This window comes from Ensifer sp. 38_S197 (assembly GCF_056924495.1).
In genome coordinates, this window is sequence record NZ_JBXOVZ010000002.1 from 1091166 (window position 1) to 1107149 (window position 15984).

18 protein-coding genes are annotated in these 15984 nt (G+C 63.6%); 11 read left to right on the top strand and 7 right to left on the bottom strand.

Going from position 1 to position 15984, the window contains the following annotated elements; all coding sequences use genetic code 11:
- Positions 1 to 8 precede the first annotated feature (8 nt).
- Complete coding sequence (locus tag AC1Z3V_RS18405; RefSeq protein WP_483500904.1) at positions 9 to 368, bottom strand: hypothetical protein; 360 nt, start codon at positions 366 to 368, stop codon at positions 9 to 11.
- A 358-nt stretch (positions 369 to 726) separates the two neighbouring features.
- Between AC1Z3V_RS18405 and AC1Z3V_RS18410 the strand changes: the two genes are divergently transcribed.
- The 7 genes from AC1Z3V_RS18410 to pheT all read left to right on the top strand — a co-directional run bounded on the left by AC1Z3V_RS18410 (position 727) and on the right by pheT (position 8144).
- The gene (locus AC1Z3V_RS18410) at positions 727 to 1236 is read left to right on the top strand and encodes a PepSY domain-containing protein (protein ID WP_483500906.1); all 510 of its coding nucleotides are present in this window, start codon (positions 727 to 729) and stop codon (positions 1234 to 1236) included.
- A gap of 7 nt (positions 1237 to 1243) precedes the next feature.
- Positions 1244 to 1909: a response regulator transcription factor gene (locus AC1Z3V_RS18415; protein WP_429810790.1), complete on the top strand. Its 666-nt coding sequence runs from the start codon at positions 1244 to 1246 to the stop codon at positions 1907 to 1909.
- Positions 1906 to 3273 (top strand): sensor histidine kinase, encoded by a 1368-nt coding sequence (locus tag AC1Z3V_RS18420; RefSeq protein ID WP_483500908.1) that lies wholly within the window; start codon positions 1906 to 1908, stop codon positions 3271 to 3273. Before AC1Z3V_RS18415 ends, AC1Z3V_RS18420 begins: the two co-directional genes overlap by 4 nt.
- 210 nt (positions 3274 to 3483) lie before the next feature.
- Complete coding sequence (rpmI, locus tag AC1Z3V_RS18425; protein ID WP_077962740.1) at positions 3484 to 3687, top strand: 50S ribosomal protein L35; 204 nt, start codon at positions 3484 to 3486, stop codon at positions 3685 to 3687.
- Positions 3688 to 3726: 39 nt separating this feature from the next.
- Positions 3727 to 4131, top strand: coding sequence for a 50S ribosomal protein L20 (gene rplT, locus AC1Z3V_RS18430; RefSeq protein ID WP_012710091.1), 405 nt, complete (start codon positions 3727 to 3729; stop codon positions 4129 to 4131).
- A 374-nt stretch (positions 4132 to 4505) separates the two neighbouring features.
- Positions 4506 to 5588 carry a phenylalanine--tRNA ligase subunit alpha gene (gene pheS / locus AC1Z3V_RS18435; RefSeq protein ID WP_429810792.1) on the top strand — a complete coding sequence of 361 codons (1083 nt, stop codon included), beginning with the start codon at positions 4506 to 4508 and terminating at the stop codon, positions 5586 to 5588.
- Between the two features lie 129 nt (positions 5589 to 5717).
- Positions 5718 to 8144 carry a phenylalanine--tRNA ligase subunit beta gene (pheT, locus tag AC1Z3V_RS18440; protein WP_483500911.1) on the top strand — a complete coding sequence of 809 codons (2427 nt, stop codon included), beginning with the start codon at positions 5718 to 5720 and terminating at the stop codon, positions 8142 to 8144.
- A 62-nt stretch (positions 8145 to 8206) separates the two neighbouring features.
- On the opposite strand, the gene AC1Z3V_RS18445 is transcribed toward pheT, so the two are convergent.
- The 3 genes from AC1Z3V_RS18445 to AC1Z3V_RS18455 form a co-directional block, all read right to left on the bottom strand.
- On the bottom strand, positions 8207 to 8602 hold the full coding sequence (locus AC1Z3V_RS18445; RefSeq protein ID WP_483500913.1) for a VOC family protein: 396 nt from the start codon (positions 8600 to 8602) through the stop codon (positions 8207 to 8209).
- Positions 8602 to 8964 carry a nuclear transport factor 2 family protein gene (locus AC1Z3V_RS18450; RefSeq protein WP_483500915.1) on the bottom strand — a complete coding sequence of 121 codons (363 nt, stop codon included), beginning with the start codon at positions 8962 to 8964 and terminating at the stop codon, positions 8602 to 8604. Before AC1Z3V_RS18450 ends, AC1Z3V_RS18445 begins: the two co-directional genes overlap by 1 nt.
- 206 nt (positions 8965 to 9170) lie before the next feature.
- Positions 9171 to 10166, bottom strand: coding sequence for an aldo/keto reductase (locus AC1Z3V_RS18455; RefSeq protein ID WP_483500917.1), 996 nt, complete (start codon positions 10164 to 10166; stop codon positions 9171 to 9173).
- 244 nt (positions 10167 to 10410) lie between these two features.
- Between AC1Z3V_RS18455 and AC1Z3V_RS18460 the strand changes: the two genes are divergently transcribed.
- A complete protein-coding gene (locus AC1Z3V_RS18460; protein ID WP_483500919.1) occupies positions 10411 to 11301 on the top strand; it encodes a LysR family transcriptional regulator in 891 nt (296 codons plus the stop codon).
- 91 nt (positions 11302 to 11392) lie between these two features.
- Entirely contained in the window at positions 11393 to 12028 is a 636-nt protein-coding gene (locus tag AC1Z3V_RS18465; RefSeq protein WP_483500921.1) for a hypothetical protein, read from the top strand.
- 102 nt (positions 12029 to 12130) lie between these two features.
- Here AC1Z3V_RS18465 and AC1Z3V_RS18470 read toward each other — a convergent pair whose 3' ends face one another.
- The gene (locus AC1Z3V_RS18470) at positions 12131 to 13081 is read right to left on the bottom strand and encodes an aldo/keto reductase (protein ID WP_483500923.1); all 951 of its coding nucleotides are present in this window, start codon (positions 13079 to 13081) and stop codon (positions 12131 to 12133) included.
- Between the two features lie 302 nt (positions 13082 to 13383).
- Between AC1Z3V_RS18470 and AC1Z3V_RS18475 the strand changes: the two genes are divergently transcribed.
- Positions 13384 to 14370: a Gfo/Idh/MocA family protein gene (locus tag AC1Z3V_RS18475; protein WP_483500925.1), complete on the top strand. Its 987-nt coding sequence runs from the start codon at positions 13384 to 13386 to the stop codon at positions 14368 to 14370.
- Between the two features lie 71 nt (positions 14371 to 14441).
- On the opposite strand, the gene AC1Z3V_RS18480 is transcribed toward AC1Z3V_RS18475, so the two are convergent.
- The gene (locus AC1Z3V_RS18480) at positions 14442 to 14846 is read right to left on the bottom strand and encodes a hypothetical protein (protein WP_483500927.1); all 405 of its coding nucleotides are present in this window, start codon (positions 14844 to 14846) and stop codon (positions 14442 to 14444) included.
- Positions 14847 to 14975: 129 nt separating this feature from the next.
- Here AC1Z3V_RS18480 and AC1Z3V_RS18485 point away from each other — a divergent pair, with 129 nt between their 5' ends.
- Positions 14976 to 15755 carry a helix-turn-helix domain-containing protein gene (locus AC1Z3V_RS18485; RefSeq protein ID WP_429810803.1) on the top strand — a complete coding sequence of 260 codons (780 nt, stop codon included), beginning with the start codon at positions 14976 to 14978 and terminating at the stop codon, positions 15753 to 15755.
- A gap of 3 nt (positions 15756 to 15758) precedes the next feature.
- Here the strand turns inward: AC1Z3V_RS18485 and AC1Z3V_RS18490 are convergent, their stop codons facing one another.
- The gene (locus tag AC1Z3V_RS18490) at positions 15759 to 15971 is read right to left on the bottom strand and encodes a hypothetical protein (protein ID WP_483500929.1); all 213 of its coding nucleotides are present in this window, start codon (positions 15969 to 15971) and stop codon (positions 15759 to 15761) included.
- Between the last annotated feature and the right edge of the window lie 13 nt (positions 15972 to 15984).

The window sequence follows — 15984 nt, forward strand, 5'->3', positions numbered from 1 at the left end:
GCCTCGTTTCAGCGCCCATCGGCCTGTCGGTAATCGCAAGTGGTCCTGCGCATCCGTTCTCGACGGCAGCCCTGGCCGATGACGATGAAGGCGACGATCATGGCGGTGATGATCACGGTGGCCGCGGTCACGACGGGTCGGAAGATCGCGATGACGATGATCGCGACGACAACGATCGGCATGACGTTGATCGGGATGACGACGGCGAGGGCGATGATTTCAACGACGACGACTTCCGGGATGCCGGCGATCGTCCCGAGGTCGAACTGCGCGTTTCCGAGGAAAGCCTTCGCGGCCTGCGCGACGGGTCGCTGATCGCCGTCGACGATCTCGGCCGTGTGCTCGAGGTCGAAGTGGAATTCGAACATGGTGTTCGCGTCGTGACGGTGGAGCCGCACCGCGGTGATTTCCGCCGTAACCCAGGACCGATCACCAGCGTTTCCATCAGGCCGGCGCCCTGATCTGTTTGGAATTTGCCCGGCGCATTAGCCCCGCACCATGCGCCGGAGCGAAGGTCGACCGCCACCAGCCCGCCCGGCGGCTCGACCCGGCCAGCGCATGCCCCCGTGCCAACGTGGCGCTGGGGGTATGCGCGCAACTGGCGTTGTGGCGACGGCTGGCGTAGGCTGACACCCCGCTCCCTCGCGGGCCGGCCTGGAGATGCGCTAAGCTTAGGAAAATGACCCTGAACCCAAATCGAAGAGGCGATCGCGACCGGATGGCGCCATGGCGATGACACGACGAGACCTGATTGCGCTCTTCTGCTGCTCGCTCCTGCTTTCGCTTGCGCCGCAGCCCGGCCGCTTGGGCGCTCTGGCCGAGGATGGCGATTCCGGTAACGGCGGTGGTTCGCATGGCGGCGGTGGCGGCGGTGGCAGCGGCGGTGGTGACCAGGGCGGCGACGATGACCACGATGACGATCGCGGCAACAAGGGCGGTGGCAACGGCGATGATGACGACGATGACGGCGAAAGCGCTGGCGCCGCGGCCGGCGGCAATCGCCGCAGCGACCAGGAGCGCGCGCGCGCCGCGGTCGAGAAAGGCGACATTCTGCCGTTGAAGGATGTTCTCCGGCTCGTCGACGAGGACAAGTATGGCAGGGTCATCGGCGTTGATCTCAGAGGCTCCGGCAGCAGCGAGGTTTACCGGCTGCGCACGCGTGACCGGCAGGGGACGATCCGCAACCTGCGCATCAACGCGCGCACCGGAAAATTTATGAATATCTTCGGTTTCTGAGGGCGGCATGCGCATTCTTCTGGCGGAGGACGATCCCAACATCGCAGCCCACGTGACAGGCAGGCTGCAGGCGGAGGGCTATGGCGTCGATACGCTCGCCCTCGGGCCGGACATTTGGGAGCGAGGGGAAAGCGGAAACTATACCGCGATCATCCTCGACCTCGGCCTGCCGGGCATGGACGGGCTGTCGATCCTCAAGCGCTGGCGCCAGGCCGGGCTGGAGACGCCGGTGCTGGTCCTGACGGCGCGGGGCTCCTGGATGGAGCGCGTCGATGGCTTCGATGCCGGTGCGGACGACTATTTGCCGAAGCCTTTTCGAGCGGAGGAACTGCTGGCGCGGCTGAGAGCTCTGTTGCGGCGTGCCGGCCCTCGCGTCACCTCGGTACGCGCAGCCGGGCGCTTCACGCTCGATGAGGCGACGCGCCGTGTGACCTTCGATGGAGAGCCGCTCGAACTCAGCCCGCTCGAATACCGGATGGTCGCGCTCTTCGTGGAGCGCAAGGGCCAGGTCGTCACACCGCTTGAACTGGCGAGCCATGTTCAGGGACGCGATGACGATGCGGCCAAGAACGCCGTCGAAGCGATGATCGCCCGCCTGCGCAAGAAGACGGAAAGCGGCGCGATCGAGACTCGGCGCGGCTTCGGTTACGTTCTGCCGGACGGCCCGGCATGATCCGTTCGCTGCGGCTGAGGCTTGCTATCGGCGCATCGATCGCCATAGGCCTCGTGCTGCTGGTGGTCTGGCTCTCCCTGAGCAGGCTTTTTACCGATTACGTCGTCGGCCGCTATCGCGCGGAAATGGCGACGCTGGTCGATACGATTGCCGCCCAGGTGGCGGTGCGTGGCGGCGAAATCGTCCTGCCGCGCGAGCCTGCTGATCCGCGGCTGAACCTGCCTGCCGGCGGACGCTACTGGCAGATTACGCGCGACAACGGCGCTCCCATCCGTTCGCGCTCTTTATGGGACACGGTGATCGACCGCGATCGGCCGTCGGCGCCCCACCACCTCGGCTTCCTGGAGGTAGAAGGTCCGGACGGGGCATCTGTGCTGGTCCACCAGCAGACGCTGACTTTCGGTGAGGGGCCGGATGCGCGACGGTTCTCCGTTGCCGCCGGCTTTGCGCGCGGCGAACTCGATGATGCGCTGGCCGCCTTTCACAGCCAGATCCGGCTGATGCTGGTGGCAACCGCCTTCGTGCTCGCCGGTGCTGCGTTTCTACAGGGTGCGGTCGGGCTTTCGCCGCTGGTCCGCTTGCGTGAGCAGGCCGCCCGCGTTCGTTCCGGCGAAGAGAAGGATTTTGGCTCGGCCGGCCCCACCGAGGTACAGCCGCTGATCGCCGAGATCAATTTGCTGCTTTCCGAGCGCGAGGCAGCTCTGGCGCAAGCGCGCGCCCGTGCCAGCGATCTTGCCCACGGTCTGAAGACGCCGTTGACCGTGATTGCCCAGCTTGCCGAGAGCCTGCCGCGGGAAGAGCGGCGGATCGCACTCGAGCAGGTCGATCTGGTGCGCCAGCGCGCCGATCGCCAGCTTCAGGCGGCCCGCATGGGCGTCGAGCGCATGGCAACCACGTCGATCGCCAGCCTCGGCGGCAAGCTGGTCAACGTCCTGCGCCCGATAACGGCCGAGCGCGATGTCGTCTGGGAAGTCGAGATCGATCCGTCGATCTCGCTTGACCTCGATCCGGCCGACCTGGCGGAATGCCTCGGCAATTTGCTCGACAATGCCGCGAAATGGGCGCGGACCCGCATCCGGCTCTCGGCGGAGGCGGCTGACGGTCGTGTGCGCATTGCCGTTGGCGACGACGGCCCCGGCGTTGCCGAAGGGGACCGGGAACAGGTCCTGCGCCGCGGCGCCCATGGCGAGGATACTGAGGGCAATCACGCCGCCAGCACCGGCCTCGGACTTGCGATCAGTGCCGATATCGCCGACGCCTATGGCGCGGTGCTGTCGCTCGGGCAGTCGTCGCTGGGCGGCCTCGAGGCCGTGTTGATATTCGACACCGGTGGTGGCCATCGGCGGCCGCGCGGTCCCGCCTAGGGACAACGTGTTCGCGATACGTCGGACAATGGTGGGGCGTATTCAGCCACGGCTTGCGGCCCATCTTCGATTCCGCAGTTGCGCTTTTCCGGATGTGCGGTTATAAGCCCCCGTCCGAACGGTCCGGCAGGGCATGCCGTGGCCGTTCTTAACGCTGGAAACGAGCCTCGTCTGTTCGTTTCGCATTTTAAAAAACAATGGAGTAGCAAAATGCCCAAGATGAAGACGAAATCGTCTGCCAAGAAGCGGTTCAAGATCACCGCGACCGGCAAGGTTCGTGCAGCGGCTGCTGGCAAGCGCCATGGCATGATCAAGCGTACCAACAAGTTCATCCGCGACGCGCGTGGAACCATGGTTCTCGCCGAGCCCGACGGCAAGAAGGTCGTCAAGAACTACCTGCCGAACGGTCTCTAAGACTTTCAGGCACATCGGATACGTTAAGGAGATCATGACATGGCACGTGTAAAACGCGGCGTTACCGCCCACGCCAAGCACAAGAAGACGCTCAAGGCAGCCAAGGGTTTCTACGGCCGCCGCAAGAACACCATCCGCGCCGCCAAGGCAGCGGTTGATCGTTCGAAGCAGTACGCTTACCGCGACCGCAAGGTCAACAAGCGCAACTTCCGCGCTCTCTGGATCCAGCGCATCAACGCTGCCGTCCGCGAATTCGGCCTGACCTACGGCCGCTTCATCGACGGCCTGAACAAGGCTGGCATCGAAGTCGACCGCAAGGTTCTGTCCGACATGGCGATCCATGAGCCGGCAGCATTCGGCGCCCTCGTCGAAGCTTCCAAGAAGGCGCTTGCCTATCTCAAGGAAGCCGGCACGGCAAACGAGTTTGAAAGCGCTGTCCGTTAAGCCAGCGTTTTCCCAAAACCGTACTTAAAATTCGTTGGGAAACCCGCGCTGGCAGGGCTGGCGCGGGTTTTTCTTATTTCGCGAGATGAACATGCGAGACCTTCGAAAGGAACTGCCCCGGTTCCCTCATCCGACGATGCTTCGGGCGGGCCTCCGGCTTGGTCGTGCTTGCGTCTTTGCACAGGCATTCTTCGCGACCGCGGCGCGATCACATTCCTGAAGACTACAGCGCCGCGCGTCTTATCAGACGCGCAAAGGTCGCTGTAGCACTTTGAAGTGATGCATGTTTTTGACCTTTAATCGGTGCGATTGAAGGAAACATGCAGTAGAGCCGATATAGAACCGAACCCATTCCCGCATCGAGGCAGGACAGAATGAGCGAATTGGAAACACTGGAACGGACACTGCTGGCGGATATCCATGCCGCCGACGATGAAGGATCGATCGAGGCGGTGCGTGTCAATGCGCTTGGCAAGAAGGGCTCGATCTCCGAGCTCCTGAAGACGCTCGGTACCATGACGCCCGAGGAGCGCCAGACCCGCGGCGCCCAGATCAACGCGCTGAAGAACACGGTCGCCGAGGCGATTGCCGCCCGCAAGGCGGCACTGAAGGACCAGGCGATCGCCGAGCGCCTGGCACGCGAGACCGTCGACATCAGCCTTCCTGTCCGCTCGTCGCCGGCCGAACGCGGCCGCATTCACCCGATCAGCCAGATCGTCGACGAGATCACTGCGATCTTCGGCGACATGGGCTTCTCGATCGCCGAAGGCCCGGATATCGAGACCGACTACTACAATTTCACCGCGCTGAACTTCCCCGAGGGCCATCCGGCCCGCGAGATGCACGACACCTTCTTCTTCAATCCCGATGAGAAGGGTGAGCGCAAGGTGCTGCGCACGCATACCTCGCCGGTACAGATCCGCACCATGGAAGCTGAGCAGCCGCCGATCCGCATCATCATCCCCGGCAAGACCTATCGCCAGGATTCCGACGCGACTCACTCGCCGATGTTCCATCAGGTCGAAGGCCTGGTGATCGACAAGGCGGCGAATGTCGCCAACATGCGCTGGGTGCTGGAAGAATTTTGCAAGGCCTTCTTCGAGGTGGATCAGGTGACGATGCGCTTCCGTCCGTCCTTCTTCCCCTTCACCGAGCCGTCTTTCGAGGTCGACATCCAGTGCGACCGCTCCGGCCCGATCGTGAAGTTCGGCGAAGGTACCGACTGGATGGAGATCCTCGGCTGCGGCATGGTGCATCCGAACGTCCTGCGCGCGGGCGGGCTCGATCCGGACGAGTACCAGGGCTTCGCCTGGGGCATGGGCCTCGACCGCATCGCCATGCTGAAATACGGCATGCCGGACCTGCGCGACTTCTTCAACGCCGACGTTCGCTGGATGACCCATTACGGCTTCCGCCCGCTCGACATGCCGACGCTGTTCGGCGGTCTTTCGGCCTGATCGCGCAGAAAGGAGCATTTCCAGGAAAAGTGCGAAGCGGTTTTCCATCCGGAAATGCGAAAAACAAAGGGATAGAGCGTTTCTGCGCTTCGATTTAAGCCGGAAATGCTCGAGGATACAGGTGAAATCATGAAATTCACGCTTTCCTGGCTCAAGGACCACCTTGAAACCGACGCTACGCTCGAGGAAATCTGCGCCCGCCTGACGATGATCGGGCTCGAAGTGGAAGACGTCGACGACAAGGCCGCCTTCAAGCCCTTCGTCATCGCCAAGGTCGTCTCGGCCGAGCAGCATCCGAATGCCGACAAGCTTCGCGTGCTGATGGTCGACACCGGCTCGGGCGCTCCGATCCAGGTCGTCTGCGGTGCGCCGAATGCGCGCGCCGGCCTCGTCGGCGCCTTTGCCGCACCCGGCACCTACGTGCCCGGCATCGACGTGACGCTTGCCGTCGGCACCATCCGCGGCGTCGAAAGCCGCGGCATGATGTGCTCGGAAAAGGAGCTGCAGATCTCCGACGATCACAACGGCATCATCGACCTGCCTGCCGATGCGCCCGTCGGTACGAGTTATGCCGCCTATGCCGGCCTCGACGATCCGATGATCGAGATCAACCTCACGCCGAACCGGCCGGACTGCACCAGCGTCTACGGCATTGCGCGCGACCTCGCCGCCTCCGGCCTCGGCACGCTCAAGGCGCGTAAGGCGCCGTCCTTCGCCGTCGAAGGCGAAACACCGGTGAAGCTCACGCTCGACCTCGGCGAAGACAAGCATCTCTGCCCGGGCTTCTCGCTGCGCCTGGTGCGCGGCGTCAAGAACGGCCCGTCGCCGAAGTGGATGCAGCAGCGCCTGCTGGCGATCGGCCTGCGCCCGATCAACGCACTGGTCGACATCACCAACTACATGACCTTCGATCAGGGCCGGCCGATGCACGTGTTCGACGCCGCCAAGGTCAAGGGCAACCTGACGGTCCGCCGCGCCAAGGAAGGCGAGACCGTGCTTGCGCTCGACCAGCGCGAATACAAGCTCGGCCCCAACAACGTCGTCATCGCCGATGAAAAGGCGATCGAATCGATCGGCGGCGTCATGGGCGGCGAGCACTCCGGCTGCGACGAGAACACCACCGACGTCTTGATCGAGTCGGCGCTCTGGGATCCGATGAACATCGCCAAGACCGGGCGTACGCTCGGCATCATCACCGATGCCCGCTACCGCTTCGAGCGCGGCGTCGATCCGGAATACATGGTGCCGGGCCTCGAGCGTACCACGGAGCTGGTTCTTGAACTCTGCGGCGGCAAGGCGGCCAAGGCGGAAGTGGTCGGTTATGCCGGCCACACGCCGAAGATCGTCGACTTCCCGGTTTCCGAAGTGAAGCGCCTGACCGGCCTCGAGGTTTCCTCGGAAGAGAGCATCTCGATCCTGAAGAAGCTCGGCTTCGGCGTCGAAGGTTCCGGTGACCGGTTCAAGGTCTCGGTTCCGTCCTGGCGACCGGACGTCGACGGCAAGGCCGACCTCGTCGAAGAGGTCATGCGCATCCACGGCGTCGACAACATCGTCGCCGCTCCGCTGCCGAGCCACGGCACCGTCAACGGCACGATCCTGACGACGCTGCAGATCCGCACCCGCCTTGCCAAGCGCGCACTTGCAAGCCGCGGCATGCTGGAAGCGGTCACATGGTCGTTCATCTCCGAGGAACAGGCGAAGCTCTTCGGCGGCGGTGCGCCGGCGCTGAAGCTCGCCAATCCGATCGCCTCCGACATGTCGGACATGCGCCCGTCGCTGCTGCCGGGCCTCTTGACCGCTGCCCAGCGCAATGCCGACAAGGGCTTCGGCGACGTCGCGATCTTCGAAGTCTCCGGCACTTATGAGGGCGATACGCCTGAGACCCAGCGCCGCGTTGCCGGCGGCATCCGCCGCGGCACGGCCTCGCTGAACGGCGCCGGCCGTCTCTGGTCGAATGCGGCCAAGGGTGGCGGCAAGCCGGTCGACGTCTTTGATGCCAAGGCCGACGCGATTGCCGTACTCGAAGCCTGCGGCGTGCCGATGGGCAATGTCCAGTTCGAGCCGGGCGGTCCCGCCTGGTATCATCCGGGCCGTTCCGGCACGATCAAGCTCGGGCCGAAGATCGTTCTCGGCACCTTCGGCGAATTCCACCCGAAGACGCTGGAAGCGCTTGACGTTTCGGGCGCGTTGTGCGGCTTCGAGATCTATGTCGACGCCATGCCGGAACCGAAGAAGAAGGCGACACGCACCAAGCCGGCGCTCGATCTCTCGCCGTTCCAGGCGGTGAAGCGCGACTTCGCCTTCGTCGTCGACAAGACGGTGGAAGCCGGCGCCATCCTGCGCGCGGCTTCGGGCGCCGACCGCAAGCTGGTGACGGGCGTCAGCGTCTTCGACGTCTTCGAAGGCGCCTCGCTCGGCGAAGGCAAGAAGTCGATCGCCATCGAAGTCACCATTCAGCCGGTCGAGCGCACCCTGACCGACGAGGACTTCGAGGCGCTCACCGCCAAGATTGTCGCCAATGTGACGAAATCGACGGGCGGTGTGCTCCGGGCGTGATCCTGGACAAAGCATTCAATCGAAAGGGCCGCTGGATTGCAGCGGCCCTTTTTCGTTCGAACTCAGTCCAGGCGCTGCATCAGTTCGATGCGGTTGCCGAAGGGATCGTGGACATAACATCTGCGGTAGTCGGCAAGCGGTTCGTCCTCGGCGATCGTCACGCCGGCCGCTTCGAGCCGCAGCGTCAGGCGGTCGAGATCGTCGACGAGGAAAGCCGGATGCGCCTTGCGCGCCGGCCTGAAGTCTCGGTCGATGCCGAGATGCACGCGGATATCGCCCTGCTCGAACCAGCAGCCGCCGCGCGCGAGAAGATTGGCCGGCTTCGTTACCTCCATGAGGCCGAGGAGACCGCCGTAGAAGCCGCGTGCCGCCGGCTCGGCGCCCGCCGGCATGGCAAGCTGGATATGGTCGATGCTGATGAGCCTACCCGTCGGCTTGGTTTTCTGCGGGATTGCCATCATGACGCGTGCTGATGGAAGACCTTGTTGACGATCACCCAGCGCCCGTCGATCTTCACCAGCGCCAGATGGTCGGAATAGCGTTCGCCGGCGAAACTGTCGATCACTCTCACGGTTGCGGCATCACCGGTGATATCGATCCTCTGCACGTCCATCTCCGGCTGGGTTCCGGGTGGCGCAGCCCCCGCCTCGACGATCGTCTTGATAAAGCCTTCGCGCGTCGTCCATTCGAGCGCGCCGTTGTAGTTGCCGATAATCGCCGCATCGGGGTGAAACGCCTTGCGCAGAGCGCCCTCGTTGGCAAAGGCCATGCCGTCGACATAGAGGTGCACCACCGCGCTGATCGCCTGCTCGTCGGACATTCCCGCTCCTCCAGATTTGTTGCCGTTGGTTGAGAGGTAGTGCGTCCGGTGGGAATTTCGATGGGGAGCTCCCCGCCCTTCATGGAAGGCGGGGAGGAATAGAGCATTTCCAGGAAAAGTGCGAAGCGGTCTTCTGTCAGGAAATGCGGTGGATACAAAGAGATAGAGCGTTTCCACGACTCCGCTTCACCGGGAAACGCTCTGGCTCAACGGTTGGTGAGCGCCAGCGAGGCGTCCGTGTAGCGCTTGCCGGCGACCAATGCCGGAGAGAGAGCGTCGGCGAGACGGCGGGATTCCCCGGCCGTGAGGGTGATGTCTGCGGCCGCAGCATTCTGCTCCAGATGGTCGAGCTTGCGGGCGCCGGGGATCGGCACGATGAAATCGCCCTGGTTGACGACCCAGGCGAGCGCGAGTTGAGCGGCGGTGACGCCCTTTTCCTCGGCCAGCGCCTGGAGTGTCTCGACGAGCCGCATATTGGCGTCGAAATTCTCCGCCTGGAAACGCGGCAGCGAGCGTCGGAAATCGTCGGCTTCGAGATCCTCGGCCTTGCGCAAGGCACCGGTCAGCATGCCACGTCCGAGCGGACTATAGGGCACGAAGCCGATGCCGAGTTCGCGGCAGGTGGCAAGCACGTCTTCTTCCGGGTCACGCGACCACAGCGAGTATTCGCTTTGAACGGCGGCGATCGGATGAACCTTGTGGGCCCGGCGGATGGTGGCGGCACTTGCTTCCGAGAGGCCGATCGTCCGCACCTTGCCCTCGCGTACCAGCTCGGCCATGGCGCCGACGGTGTCCTCGATCGGCACCTCCGGATCGACACGATGCTGGTAGTAGAGGTCGATGACATTGGTGCCGAGCCGCTTGAGCGAGGCCTCCGCCACCGCCTTCGCATGCTCCGGCCGTCCGTCGACGCCCCTGATCGCCTGCGCTGCCGGCGCGCCGGCTTCGATGCGGAAGCCGAACTTCGTGGCGATCGTCACCTTGTCGCGGAGCGGACCGAGCGCCTTGCCGAGCAGTTTCTCGTTCTCGAACGGGCCGTAGACTTCGGCCGTGTCGAAGAAGGTGATGCCGAGATCGACCGCGCGGTGGAGCGTGCGGATCGATTCCGCCTCGTCCGTGGCGCCATAGGCGAAGCTCATGCCCATGCATCCGAGGCCGATGGTGGAGACGGTGAGGTCATTCCCGAGTTTGCGGGTCTTCATGTCGTTTCCTTGTCTGGCTGCCACGCATCGGAACCAGCGCGCGGGGAGGGCACGTCTATCGTCCGAGGCGTGAATTGTGATGGGTGCCGCCGATGCGCTCCGTATAGGCGAGCGACGGCTCCTCCGTGCCAATGCGGCGAACTCCTCGCTTCGTTCCGATGTTGGCGACGACTGAAGAATAGGGCTGTGCGCGGCGGCTGAAAATCACTGTCAATTCTCACAGGCTGTTCTATTATTTCGATCAATGAACAGAACGCAGCTTTCCCAACTCGCGGTATTGGCCGCCGTTGCCGCCCATGGCAGCTTTCGCGGGGCCGCCCGAGAACTGGGCGTGGCGCCATCAGCGGTAAGCCATGCCGTCAGCAGCCTCGAGGCGAGCCTCGGCATCCGCCTTCTGGCGCGCACCACGCGCAGCGTCGCGCCGACGGAGGAGGGGCGCCAGCTGCTCGAACGGCTGGCGCCGGCACTGGAGGAGATCGCCCATGCATTGGAAGCCGCCGCCGATGCCCGCGAGCGTCCCGCCGGCAACCTGCGCATCACGGCGCCGCGGTTTGCCGCCGATCTCATCCTCGCGCCCCGGCTCGGGGCCTTCCTGAACTTCTATCCCGAGATCGTCCTGGAAATCGCCAACGAGGACGGCTTCACCGACATCGTCGAAGAGGGCTACGACGCCGGCATCAGGCTCGGCGAAAGCCTGGAAGCCGATATGATCGCGGTGAAAGTCGGGCCGGAGCTCGAAAGTGCCGTTGTCGCGTCGCCCGACTATTTCGAGCGCTACGGCCGGCCGCAGCATCCGCGCGATCTCGCTCAGCATCGCTGCATCCGCCGGCGCTTCTCCAATGGCACGGTCTATCGCTGGGAGTTCGAGAAGGACGGCGAGGAGCTGACGGTATCGGTCGAAGGCCCGTTGATCCTCGGCGAGGACAGGCCGATCATCAAGGCGGCGATCGGCGGCGCCGGCCTTGCCTATCTCTTTCTCTCCCGGGTCGAGACCGCGATCGCCGAAGGACAGCTGGAGCGTGTCATGGAAGACTGGTGCGCACCCTATGCCGGTCCCTATCTCTATTATCCGAGCCGCAGGCAGATGCGACCGGCATTACGCGCCTTCATCGATTTCTTCCGGCATAGCGGATAGCAGACGCTCTGGAATCGGGTGGCGCGGTTGGGCCGGATCTGGAATGCCATTGGTTCGCGCATTCCGCTTGTTCGGATGAGAAAGGAAGACGATGAAGAAGCCCGGATCGATGAAAGGTCTTGAAGATCTCGGCCGCGTGCGGCTCTCCCGGAACTTCTTCTTCCGGGAGTTCCTGCATTCGGAGATCGCGGATTTCTACCGCATCCCGAACATCCCTGATGATCCGGATCTCGCGATCGAGGCGGGGCGACGCCTCTGCGAAGAATTGCTGGAGCCGCTGGAAGCGACCTTCGGCCGCATCGTCATTCGCTCGGGCTACCGCAATCGCGCCGTCAACGGTTTCGGCAACGTCAATGGTCTCAATTGTTCGACCAATGCCGCTTCGGCCGCCGACCATATCTGGGACATGCGCGACGCCGACGGATGTATCGACGCCACCGCCTGCATCGTCATCCCCTGGGTCTGGGACCGGCGCGGCGAGATCGGCGGCTGGCAGTCGATCGCCTGGTGGATCCACGACCACCTGCCCTATGCCTCGCTCTGCTTCTTCCCGAAGCTCTGGGCTTTCAACATCCAGTGGCACGAGCGGCCGGCGCGCCGGATCATGAGCTTCGTGCAGCCGCGCGGCGTCCTGACGAAGGCCGGCATGGCCAACCAGGGCGGCAGCCATGCCGAGGCCTATGCCGGATTTCCGGATTTGCGGAATGCGCCGAAACTGACCTGGTAGCGCACATGCTCGTCGGTACGGCAGTAGAGCCGACGCCGGTCGCCTCGGCGCCACCGGCCGCAGCGCGTACCGTCAAATGCCATCGTGCTGGGTTTTCTCCCGTTATTCGCCGACATCGTTGAGTTGCTGGATCGCTTCATCCGACAGCTTGAGATCGGCGGAGCGAATGAGGCTCTGCAATTGCGCGAGGTTCGTGGCGCTGGCGATCGGTGCCGTGACGCCCTTGCGCGTCCGGACCCAGGCGAGCGCAATTTCTGCCTGGGTCGCACCGGTTTCGGCGGCAATATCGTCGAGCACGCCAAGGATACGCATGCCGCGTCCGTCGAGGTATTTCTCGACGCCGCTGCCGCGCGCTGAGCCCTCGAGGTCCTTGTGTGTTCGGTACTTGCCCGACAGGAAACCACGCGCCAGTCCGAAATAGGTGATCACGCCGATCTCTTCCGAAATGCAGAGATCGCGCAGCGGTCCCTCGAAGGCGTCGCGGTCGTAGAGATTGTATTCCGGCTGCAGAACCGCATAACGTGGCAGGCCGTGGGTCGCGGATATGTCGAGCGCCTCGCGCAGTTGCAGCGAATTCAGGTTGGAGGCACCGATGTTGCGGATCTTGCCTTCGGACAGCAATTGGTCATAGACCGCAAGCGTCTCCTCATAGGGCGTATCCGGGTCCGGCCAGTGAGAGAGATAAAGATCGATATGGTCGGTCTGCAGCCGCCTCAGCGAATCTTCGACCGCTTGCAGGATCCAGCGGCGCGAAAGTCCCTTGCGGTCGGGCCCGAGTTCGGAACCGACTTTGGTGACGATGACTGCCTTGTCGCGCGATCGCTTCGATTGTTTCAGCCATTTGCCGATGATCGTTTCGGATTCTCCGCCCTGGTTGCCGGGCGCCCAGGAGGAATAGACGTCTGCGGTATCGATGGCGTTGAAGCCGGCGTCGAAGAAGGCATCGAGCAGGGCGAAAGACGTTTTTTCGTCGGCGGTCCAACCAAAGACATTGCCGCCGAAGACAAGTGGCGCGATTTCCAGGTCAGTGCGGCCAAGTCTCAGTTTTTCCATGGGTTCGCTCCATTGGAAGGGATGGAAGCATATCGCGATCGGGAGGATTGCGAAGGGAAAGATAGGGCGGAAAAGCTGATATTGTCACCCGGTTGCCGGCTTTTTTCTGCGAAACGGGAATCTCGGTCGGGACGATATCAACCGCTTGATAGGTACGTACCTCGGCGCTACAGCGCCGCGCGTCTTTAGACGCGCTAAGGTCGCTGTAGCACTTTGAGTTGCTGCATGTTTTTATCCTTAAATTGCAGGAAATTTAAGGAAACATGCAGTAGTCTCGGCCACAAAAATCAGGGAGCGCCGCCATGTTACGTTTTGGAATTCTGTCCACGGCCAAGATCGGCCGCGACCTCGTTGTGCCAGCCATTCAGGATGCGGAAAACTGCGTCGTCTCCGCCGTTGCCAGCCGCGACTTCGCAAAAGCCCGGGCCATGGCCGATCGCTTCTCCGCGCCGCATGCCTTCGGCTCCTATGAGGACATGCTGGCCTCCGACGTCATCGATGCGGTCTATATTCCGCTGCCGACGGCACAGCACGTCGAATGGTCGGTGAAGGCCGCCAATGCCGGCAAGCATGTGCTCTGCGAAAAGCCGATCGCGCTGCGCGCCTCCGAGATAGACGCCTTGATCGCCGCGCGTGATCGCAATGGGGTTCTGGTCGCCGAAGCCTTCATGGTCACCTACAGCCCGGTCTGGCGCAAGGTGCGCGCGCTGCTGGCCGAAGGCGCGATCGGCCGTCTGCGCCACGTCCAGGGTGCCTTCACCTATTTCAACCGCGACCCCAACAACATGCGCAACATTCCCGCGCTCGGTGGCGGCGGCCTGCCGGATATCGGCGTCTATCCGACGATCACCACCCGCTTCGTCACTGGCCAGGAGCCGGTGCGGGTTCAGGCAAACACCGACCGCGATCCGGAATTCGGCACCGACATCTATTCGAGCGTGCGGGCAGACTTCGGCGATTTCGAGCTGAGCTTCTATATCTCCACCCAGCTCGCCGCCCGCCAGATCATGGTCTTCCACGGCGACAAGGGCTTCATCGAAGTGAAATCGCCCTTCAACGCCGACCGCTACGGCCGTGAGGAGGTGGAACTCACCAATCAGAACCACGCCCAGTCGCAGCTCTTCCGCTTCCAGGATGCGCGCCAGTACAAGCTCCAGGCGGAAGCCTTCGCGCGCGCCGCCAAGGGCGAACCTGAGGAAGTGGTGACGCTCGAGAATTCGCGCCTCAACCAGAAATTCATCGACGCGATCTACCGCGCCAGCGCCAAGGACGGCTGGGAGACCATCTGAGCCGGTCGTAGAATGCGAGGAGGCCCGCCGGCATGGCCGGTGGACCTCTTCCCGATCTCTTGAGACTATCGTCAGGCGATCGCGGCGCGCGCCCGCGCCAGTCCCCGCCGCTTGAAGAACAGGAAGTCGGCGACACCGATCATGCCGATCACGACGAGCGCGATGCCTGCGGCAGAAAGATCGGCATAGGCCGTGAGCAGCAGCGCCAGGCTCGCCACTTGCCAGAGCACGTCACCGGCAATGCTGATGCGCGCCGCTGCCGTTACGGGGCCGCCATTGCGCGCCGCCGAGAGGTGAAAGATCCCCCAGACCAGCAGTCCGGCGCCGAGCGCCTTCATCATGGCAGGTGTTGCGGCGGGGCTGATCAGCGCAGCCAAGGGTGCCGCGTCGAGGATCAGGACGGCGCCGGCGACCAGCGAGAATGCGCCGTCGGCGAGGAAGGTCTTGTTGAGCAGGCTGCGGTTCGAGAGGTTCATTTTCGGCTCCATCCGTTTGTCGATGGCCGGATATTGCTCTGATGACGTCATCGAACCAATTACCTCTGAGGTAATGGATTTTACTTGGCATGCACGTCACTCTGTCGGGCAAATGGAGAAAACAGGCATATGCAATTTGGCGAACATCTGAAGGAATGGCGTGGCCATCGCCGCATGAGCCAGCTCGATCTCGCGGGCGCTGCCGGCATCTCGGCGCGCCACTTGTCGTTCCTCGAAACCGGTCGCTCGAAACCGTCGGAAGGCATGATTCTGCGGCTGGCCTCGGTGCTGGATATTCCGGCGCGCGACCAGGGAACGCTGTTTTCGGCAGCCGGCTATCGGCCGCGCATGGCGACGCGTCCGGCCGCAGGGCTGGACGCCATGCCGCCAGCCGTCGCCAATGCCATCAGGCTCATATTGGCCCGCCACGATCCCTATCCCGGCCTGGTACTCGACCATGAATACACGCTGCTCGTCGTCAACCCGGCGCTGGCGAGCCTGGCCGTGGCTGCCGACATTCCGTTCCAGCCTGGAGAAAACTTCCTCGACACCTTTCTCGGTCACGAAAACACTCGCAAGCTAGTCGTCAACTGGGAGGCCGCGGCGGCTGACCTCGTACAGCGCGTGCGCACCGAGGCCTGGCTGCAGGGGCCGCGCAGCCGCCTCGGTAAACGCCTGGAGAAGGCCGCCTCGAACCCGATGGTCGAGCGGGCGATCGAAAACCACCCCGACACCGACCGCCTGCCCGTGCTGCCGATCGAGCTCGATGTCGGCGGTCTGCGCTTGAGCTTCATCACCACGCTGCAGACCTTCGGCTCGACCCAGGATGCCTTGGTGGAAGGCGTGCTGATCGAATCCTTCTTCCCCGCGGACGAGGAGACCAAGGCGTTTTTCGAGCGGAAGGGGTGAGCGTTACTGGCTGTCGCGCTGCAGGCCGATGGCGATGGCGCCGCAGAGCGTAAGCGCGAGACCCATATTGTAGCCGCCGATTGCCGCTGCCGCTTCGATCCAGTTGCCGCTGACGCCAGCCAAGCCCAGCAGGACCGCACCGACCAAAAGGCAGAGACGCGGCGAGCACAGTCCGCATGTGATGATGCCGAGGAGAAAGGAAGCGGTGACGATCATGGTCCCGGGCACC

Coding starts and splice junctions, on each gene's coding strand:
- AC1Z3V_RS18405 (WP_483500904.1), bottom strand. CDS start 368: ATGTTCGAATTCCACTTCGACCTCGAGCACACGGCCGAGATCGTCGAC.
- AC1Z3V_RS18410 (WP_483500906.1), top strand. CDS start 727: ATGGCGATGACACGACGAGACCTGATTGCGCTCTTCTGCTGCTCGCTC.
- AC1Z3V_RS18415 (WP_429810790.1), top strand. CDS start 1,244: ATGCGCATTCTTCTGGCGGAGGACGATCCCAACATCGCAGCCCACGTG.
- AC1Z3V_RS18420 (WP_483500908.1), top strand. CDS start 1,906: ATGATCCGTTCGCTGCGGCTGAGGCTTGCTATCGGCGCATCGATCGCC.
- rpmI (WP_077962740.1), top strand. CDS start 3,484: ATGCCCAAGATGAAGACGAAATCGTCTGCCAAGAAGCGGTTCAAGATC.
- rplT (WP_012710091.1), top strand. CDS start 3,727: ATGGCACGTGTAAAACGCGGCGTTACCGCCCACGCCAAGCACAAGAAG.
- pheS (WP_429810792.1), top strand. CDS start 4,506: ATGAGCGAATTGGAAACACTGGAACGGACACTGCTGGCGGATATCCAT.
- pheT (WP_483500911.1), top strand. CDS start 5,718: ATGAAATTCACGCTTTCCTGGCTCAAGGACCACCTTGAAACCGACGCT.
- AC1Z3V_RS18445 (WP_483500913.1), bottom strand. CDS start 8,602: ATGGCAATCCCGCAGAAAACCAAGCCGACGGGTAGGCTCATCAGCATC.
- AC1Z3V_RS18450 (WP_483500915.1), bottom strand. CDS start 8,964: ATGTCCGACGAGCAGGCGATCAGCGCGGTGGTGCACCTCTATGTCGAC.
- AC1Z3V_RS18455 (WP_483500917.1), bottom strand. CDS start 10,166: ATGAAGACCCGCAAACTCGGGAATGACCTCACCGTCTCCACCATCGGC.
- AC1Z3V_RS18460 (WP_483500919.1), top strand. CDS start 10,411: ATGAACAGAACGCAGCTTTCCCAACTCGCGGTATTGGCCGCCGTTGCC.
- AC1Z3V_RS18465 (WP_483500921.1), top strand. CDS start 11,393: ATGAAGAAGCCCGGATCGATGAAAGGTCTTGAAGATCTCGGCCGCGTG.
- AC1Z3V_RS18470 (WP_483500923.1), bottom strand. CDS start 13,081: ATGGAAAAACTGAGACTTGGCCGCACTGACCTGGAAATCGCGCCACTT.
- AC1Z3V_RS18475 (WP_483500925.1), top strand. CDS start 13,384: ATGTTACGTTTTGGAATTCTGTCCACGGCCAAGATCGGCCGCGACCTC.
- AC1Z3V_RS18480 (WP_483500927.1), bottom strand. CDS start 14,846: ATGAACCTCTCGAACCGCAGCCTGCTCAACAAGACCTTCCTCGCCGAC.
- AC1Z3V_RS18485 (WP_429810803.1), top strand. CDS start 14,976: ATGCAATTTGGCGAACATCTGAAGGAATGGCGTGGCCATCGCCGCATG.
- AC1Z3V_RS18490 (WP_483500929.1), bottom strand. CDS start 15,971: ATGATCGTCACCGCTTCCTTTCTCCTCGGCATCATCACATGCGGACTG.